This is a genomic window from Candidatus Bathyarchaeia archaeon, assembly GCA_041447175.1.
GTDB lineage: Archaea > Thermoproteota > Bathyarchaeia > Bathyarchaeales > Bathycorpusculaceae > JADGNF01.
Genome location: CP166960.1, coordinates 377,144 through 383,264 on the forward strand (window position 1 = coordinate 377,144; position 6,121 = coordinate 383,264).

Genomic DNA, 6,121 nt, shown 5'->3' on the forward strand with positions numbered 1-6,121 from the left:
CCTTTCTCCCATGGTATTCCATTTCGTATAGAATTTTTATATATGCGTTATGTTAACATTCGACCTCGAAGAGGCGGAAAGGGCATGAAGGTTACAAAAAAGCAGCTTGCATTGTTTCTGATGCTAACTGCTTTGGCGCCAGCAGTTGTCTTTGTCTATGGGCAGTCTTCTGCTGTAGACGACGCATCCACCTCTGTGCACGACGCCTACAAAGTCCTCCTTAAAGCCGACAATCAAGGCGCCAACACAACTAACCTCGCCGAGCAGCTTAATCTTGCCTTAAACTTAACTTCTCAAGCTCAAACGCTAAGCTTGACCAATCCGCAAGAAGCTCAACAGCTTGCTTTGCACGCTCAAGTCCTCGCACAAAACGTAACAGAACAAGCCTTAACATTAAAGGCTGAAGGTTTACTTCAACAGCCCGTAGCAGTTGTGGCAATTGTGGTCAGCTTGCTGTCAGTGGGCGTTGCAGTGTATTTTTGGGGTCCACCTTTTTTTTGGAAAACTTGGCTGCGCCTCAGAAAAAACTACCATGTGCAAACCAAGACTGCTTCCTCGCAGTCTACGAAGCTTATCGTGACGGGCGAACAAACCTGCGCCGCAATTTTGGCTTTAACCATCCTCCTCGCGTTTTTTGCTGTTCTGCCTTTTTTTCTGCCTAAACAAATGGGCGAGCAGTTTTCTGAACTTGGGGTTCTGGGACCAAACCTGAAACTGGCGGATTATCCTTCTAATGTGGTTGCAGGTGACCCCTTCAAACTTAACGTTTATGTTGGGAACCAGATGGGCAAGCCCATGTACTACGAAGTACAAGTTAAGCTTGGGGACAATGCCACCGTCGTGGATCCTGCATCCACTGAGCCAATTATGCAGTTTAACAAAGTGGTGCCAAACAATGGCACTTGGCTTTTCCCTATTGACTTGACCTTGACTCAGCCAGGCCAAAACCAACCGGTCCTGTTTGAGCTCTGGATTTACAATGAAACTACAAACCAAAACCAGTACCATGACCGATGGTGCCAAATCAGGTTTAACGTAACTTCCCCCGCAGTTTAGCCGTGGAGCAACCTTTGAGACTTGGAGAAAAGGAACATGCAGTCAATAGCCATCAAAATGCTTTTTCGCCGAAAAGGAACTGGGACAAACATCTTAGCAATTGCACTTTTAATTGCGTTAGTTGCCGCTGTGACTTCGCTGGTTAACAACGTCAACTCCCAAACCACTGCCCTCACCCAAATTGCCAACAAAGGAAAAACGTACATAGCTATGGATGCAACCGCTGATTCAGTAATAGACAGCAAAGTAGACCCTGCTGTTGTTGCCTTGCTACAGAGCCGCACCGACATTAAGGCGGTCACTGCACAAACGTTTCTACAAGCAACTCTTCACACATCCTCAGGTGCCCACTCTGTTATCCTGTGCGGTGTCCAAAGCCCTGAGACTTTCCTCAAAACCCTAAATGCCAACATAAACGGCACCTACGCTGCAAATCAAACCCAAATCAATGTTGGCGAAATAGTGGCTAACCTTTACAACTGTAGTTTAGGCGAAGAAATCAGCTTAGCTGTAGACAACCGAGTCGTTGACGTGACTATTGCAGGGGTTGTTCGAACTTGTACACAGGTTGACTCCGAAATAGTCCTTCCCTCTTCCGTTTTTGATGCGCTTTCAGCCAGAAACTGCTCCGTTTCAATCGTCGGGTTTGCCCCCAAAAATGCGGATGACGCCGATGCCTTAATCGCAAGTTTAGGTAGCGTTTTGCCTGCCAACGTGGAAGTTGTGGAGGTTCAGCAACTGGCCGCCTTTGCTGTTGATGTGAATAGCCAGATTCTTTCCTTCCTCAACTTGTGGTCGGTAGTTGTCTACGTTGTTGTGGTTGCTGCCTCATACATAGTTGCCAGCAGGCTAATTGCTGAGGCAAGCTACGAGTTAGCGATGATTAAAACTTTAGGCGGCAAACGCCACTTTCTCTTCCAGATTGTTCTAACCCACACGGTTGTAGTGGCTTTGTTTGGTTCAATTTTGGGGTTGGCAATAGGTTTAGCCGGAGCCCAAGTGGTCTCTACGGGGGTGCGGTGGGTTTGGTCGAACATGCAGGTGACGCCGTTTCTGGAGGCTTCTCAAAGCCTGCAGATAATATCTATTGCTTTTGTCGCTTCCATCGTGGGTTGCTTTTATCCTGCCCTCAAAGCCACCCACACAACGCCCATGGAGAGTCCCCTATGAGCCTGCTTGGGTTTAGATACCTCAACAGCCATCGGGTTTTGACTTTGGTTTTGATATTAGCGTTAACCTCAACGCTTTTTCTGGTCACGGCTCAGAGCTTTATGGGCATCTACAATGGTTTCTCAGCTTACTTGGGTGAAGACAAAGACACAATCGCCGTTTACAGCAATGCGGGGCGGACGCCTTTTACAGGTGTGCTTCCTGCTTGTCTTGCCGACACGGTGGGTTCCCTTAATGGCGTTTTGGTTTGTAGTCCTGAAGCAATTGCCCCCTGTGTTGTCAACGGTAAATCCGTCTTTATTCGAGGTGTAGTGTCTGAAGAGTTTACGAAAATAAACCCCCTAACGATGCTTGAGGGTAACCTATTGGATGTTGCTTGTGTTGATGGGGTGATTGTGGGTAAGGGTTTTGCGCAACGGTTGAATTTGAGTGTGGGTGACCGTTTTCTTGCGTTTGGGGTTTTGTCTTCGCAGTTTGTGGAACTTCACGTAGTTGGCATCTATGTGTCAGGTTCCGTTATGGATGATGAAGCTTTGGTTCCGCTTTACGTTGGGCAATGGCTCAGAGGTTCAAGCTACAACTATGTTAGCCTTATCCGCGTCAAAACTGACCCCAGCAAGTTAAGCGCCGCAGGACTTTATGGCGCCCTCGCAAGCCATGCATCACCTGACTCAACCCCCAGCACGAACACTCAAACAATCTTAAGCGACCTTATTCCTTCTCTAAGTCAGATCGGTTATCAAATTGATGACTTAGGTGTTGAAGACACTCAAACCTTTATGCAACGTTACCTCAACAACTACGGCGTAACCCAGGACACTTTTCTTATTCTGTCCGTGATGGTGTTGGGTTTAGCAGGAGGAACCGCCATGTGCGCCTTAACGCTGTTTCTGGACCAACACAAACGTGAAATCACCGTTATGCGAACTGTGGGCGCCTCTCAAAGAAAAATCAAAACAGACCTCCTCATCAAACTCCTCTTCCTGTCGTTAGCTGCCTCCCTGTTAGGTGCAAGTTTGGCAACGGGCATCTTGACAGTTTTAGGCAATGGCGGCTATCTGCAGGTTTTGTCGCATGGCATCTGCTTCACGTTTAACCCCTCCGTTTTCGTCGCCAACTTTATCCTCATCGGGTTGCTGGTCGCTGTAGGCGTAACACGTTGGAGCGGGAAGCCATGAAGAAGACCCTGCTTCTGCTTTTGGTGGTTACGTTGGTCGCCGTTTGTATGCGGCTTTACCCAACCCTTCTCAGCGGCGAACCCTACTCAACCGATGCATGGGCGCCAATCAAAAACGCGCAAATCCTCTCAGAAAACACTCCCATCCCGTTAAACAGCCCGCTTTTTGACCAATACAACAATTACTGGCCCGCCAACAGCCTTTTCGGGGTCGCTTTCGGCGCGGTTTTGGGGATACCTGCTTTTGACGCGACCGCTTGGGGTGTTCCTTTGGCGGCTGCATTAACGGTGATTGTCTTTTTCGCCTTAGTCTATGTCCTCACCAAAAACTCCACAACTGCCTTTTTTGGCGCCCTAATCTTAGCAACGATATATCCGTATTCGGTTTTTGTTTCAGGCGTAACCAAAGAAGCCTACGCCGCCCCCCTCTTTATGTTGTGCCTGCTTTTGTTTTGTATACGGCGGGGCGGAGCCAAATGGGGAACTGCGTTGCTTTTCGCGGTTGCCTGTGTTGGGCTGGTGATGTCCCATCATTTAACCAATGCGGTTGCCCTCGTCGTTTTGGCTACACTTGCAGTTGGGGTTCAGGCACGCCGCATCAGGCAAGGCTTAAGTTTAGATAAGTACCGTTTGGGGCTTGTTTTGATTTTGGCGGCGGTTACAGCGCTGTATATGGGAGTTTTTGCCCATGCAGGACTGAACTACAGCCTTGCAACCAGCGATTACCTTTCTGCCGCATCCTATCTGGTTCTTGCGTTTACCTTCTCCCTATTCTTTTCCCTCAGAATCTACAAGCCCTCCCTCACAGGCACTGTCTTAACGTGCTCTACAGCTGCCGCCATCGTTGTGCTTTTGGTCTTGTTGGGTTTGAATCGGTCCATCGTCGCAGGCGTCCCCCCAATACCCCCCCACTACTTGGTGTATGCTTCTCCGTTTTTTGTTACAGTGCCCTTGGCAATATTAGGCGCCGAAACTCTCCTTAACAAAAAAACCGCGTTGAGTGAGGTACCGCTTTTTTGGTTGGGCGCGGTTTTGGCTTTGTGTGGGTTTGCAGTTTTCGCTGGGTCAGCGTGGTCAATTTTGTTTTTTAGGCTTTTGAATTTTCTCTGTTTACCGTTGGCGTTGTTATGTGCCGTGGGTTTCTCGGTGCTTTGGCGTTCTGCCGAGACTCAGCGGCGCCTGCGGCGAGGGTTTGTTCGTTCAGCCGTGGCTGTGGCGCTTGTTGCCGTCGTCGGGTTGGGCGCGTTTTGCGCTTACGGGTCAGTTTCGCTTCAGGAACGCTACTTGCAGCATTATTGGCTTTATCGGGGCTCCGATTTTAAAGCGGCTTCATGGGTTGCCACAGCAACTGCGGGAGCTAACTTGACGGTTTGGGGCGACGCCAAAACCTGTTTGCTTTTGCAAGACTACTTCGGGGTGCACGTGGATTCCCTTAAGGGTTTTCAGTACTTGAATGCTGAAGGGGATTTGGCGCCTCAGGTACTGGTGGTTTATGGGCAGATGGCTAAGTCGGGGTACGTTTTCAATTTGGGCTACGGCGTGGAGCTGCCAAAAAACTGGACCGCCCAGACCGACGCGTTAAATCTTGTATACTCCAACGGGGAAGTGCAGGTTAATTGTGGTGGCGGGCATGATTGATTTGACCCGTGTTTCCAAACGGTTTGCAGGGCGAGACGTGCTTGAAGAGGTTTCCCTGTCCGTGAAAAGAGGCGAGTTCATATCCATACGAGGCAAGTCAGGCACCGGTAAAACCACCCTGCTCAAAATCATGGGGCTGCTTGAGCAACCTGACGAGGGTGAAGTCGCGTTGCTGGGCAAAAACGTCCGGGGCTGGGGAGATGGGGAGTTGTCGCGGCTGCGGCTGGAAGATGTGGGGTTTGTTTTCCAGTTTTTCAACCTTATCCCGTCGTTGACGGTTATGGAAAACATCGAGCTTCCACTTGCCTTGGCTGGTGTGGCTAAGTCGAAACGTAAAGAACGCGTCATGGAGCTTCTGAGTTATTTTGGGTTAACGAGCTTGGCGGCGCGGTTTCCCGAGAATTTGAGCGGCGGCGAGAAGCAGCGGGTTGGGTTGATGCGGGCACTCTCAAATGACCCCCAAATTGTTTTGGCTGATGAGCCCACTTCCAGCTTGGACGACGAGAACTCGGCGTTGCTGGTGGATTTGTTCTGTAAAATCAGTTCAGAAAAAAACGTGTCGGTGGTTATGACTTCAACCGATTTGTACGAGAAGCTGCCCACCTCCAAAGATTACCTTCTTAAAGAGGGGCGTCTGCGGCAAATACGTTAAGTTTGTGTTGGGGAAAAAGAAAAAGGGGATGGGTGATGGCTGTGTTATTTTGTGCTACTTTGCTGCTAAGCCCGTTGCTGAGTCAGGCAGTCCTGAAACGTCGGTTACTTGGTGTAAGCCGCCGTCGGGGAACACTTCAAAGCCGGTTATGCTGTCGCCGTTAAGAACGTAGAGGTACATGTTGCCTTCGCTTAAAGCCATATCCAACGCTGGAGTTTGGGTTTTGGCTGCGATTGCGCTTAAGAGGTTAAGGCCGCCGGTGTCGGAAATCATGAATGTGGATATGGTTCCACTTGCGGCGTTGGTTGTGTAAGCGTACATGTCGTCTTCCGTGATGACTAGCCAGCAGGGGGCTTCTCCAAAGGTTGGCATGGCTCCGCTAATGATTCGCAGGGTCATTGTCGCGTTAGGGCTGGTTGCGTTTGGCG

Annotated in this window: 6 protein-coding genes; 5 read left to right on the top strand and 1 reads right to left on the bottom strand. The window is 49.7% G+C overall.

The window, feature by feature from the left end; all coding sequences use genetic code 11:
• Positions 1-84 precede the first annotated feature (84 nt).
• Genes ACBZ72_01970 through ACBZ72_01990 form a run of 5 tightly spaced genes read left to right on the top strand, consistent with a single transcriptional unit; the run spans position 85 to position 5,693 of the window.
• Positions 85-1,056, top strand: a complete 972-nt coding sequence (locus tag ACBZ72_01970; GenBank protein ID XES77655.1) for a DUF1616 domain-containing protein — start codon at positions 85-87, stop codon at positions 1,054-1,056.
• A gap of 36 nt (positions 1,057-1,092) precedes the next feature.
• Positions 1,093-2,226: an ABC transporter permease gene (locus ACBZ72_01975; protein ID XES77656.1), complete on the top strand. Its 1,134-nt coding sequence runs from the start codon at positions 1,093-1,095 to the stop codon at positions 2,224-2,226.
• Positions 2,223-3,404, top strand: a complete 1,182-nt coding sequence (locus ACBZ72_01980; GenBank protein XES77657.1) for an FtsX-like permease family protein — start codon at positions 2,223-2,225, stop codon at positions 3,402-3,404. The genes ACBZ72_01975 and ACBZ72_01980 overlap by 4 nt, the downstream gene beginning before the upstream one ends.
• Positions 3,401-5,041, top strand: a complete 1,641-nt coding sequence (locus ACBZ72_01985) for a hypothetical protein (protein ID XES77658.1) — start codon at positions 3,401-3,403, stop codon at positions 5,039-5,041. Before ACBZ72_01980 ends, ACBZ72_01985 begins: the two co-directional genes overlap by 4 nt.
• Positions 5,034-5,693 carry an ABC transporter ATP-binding protein gene (locus ACBZ72_01990; protein ID XES77659.1) on the top strand — a complete coding sequence of 220 codons (660 nt, stop codon included), beginning with the start codon at positions 5,034-5,036 and terminating at the stop codon, positions 5,691-5,693. The genes ACBZ72_01985 and ACBZ72_01990 overlap by 8 nt, the downstream gene beginning before the upstream one ends.
• 54 nt (positions 5,694-5,747) lie before the next feature.
• Here ACBZ72_01990 and ACBZ72_01995 read toward each other — a convergent pair.
• A partial coding sequence (locus tag ACBZ72_01995; GenBank protein XES77660.1) for a hypothetical protein occupies positions 5,748-6,121 on the bottom strand: 374 nt, incomplete at its 5' end.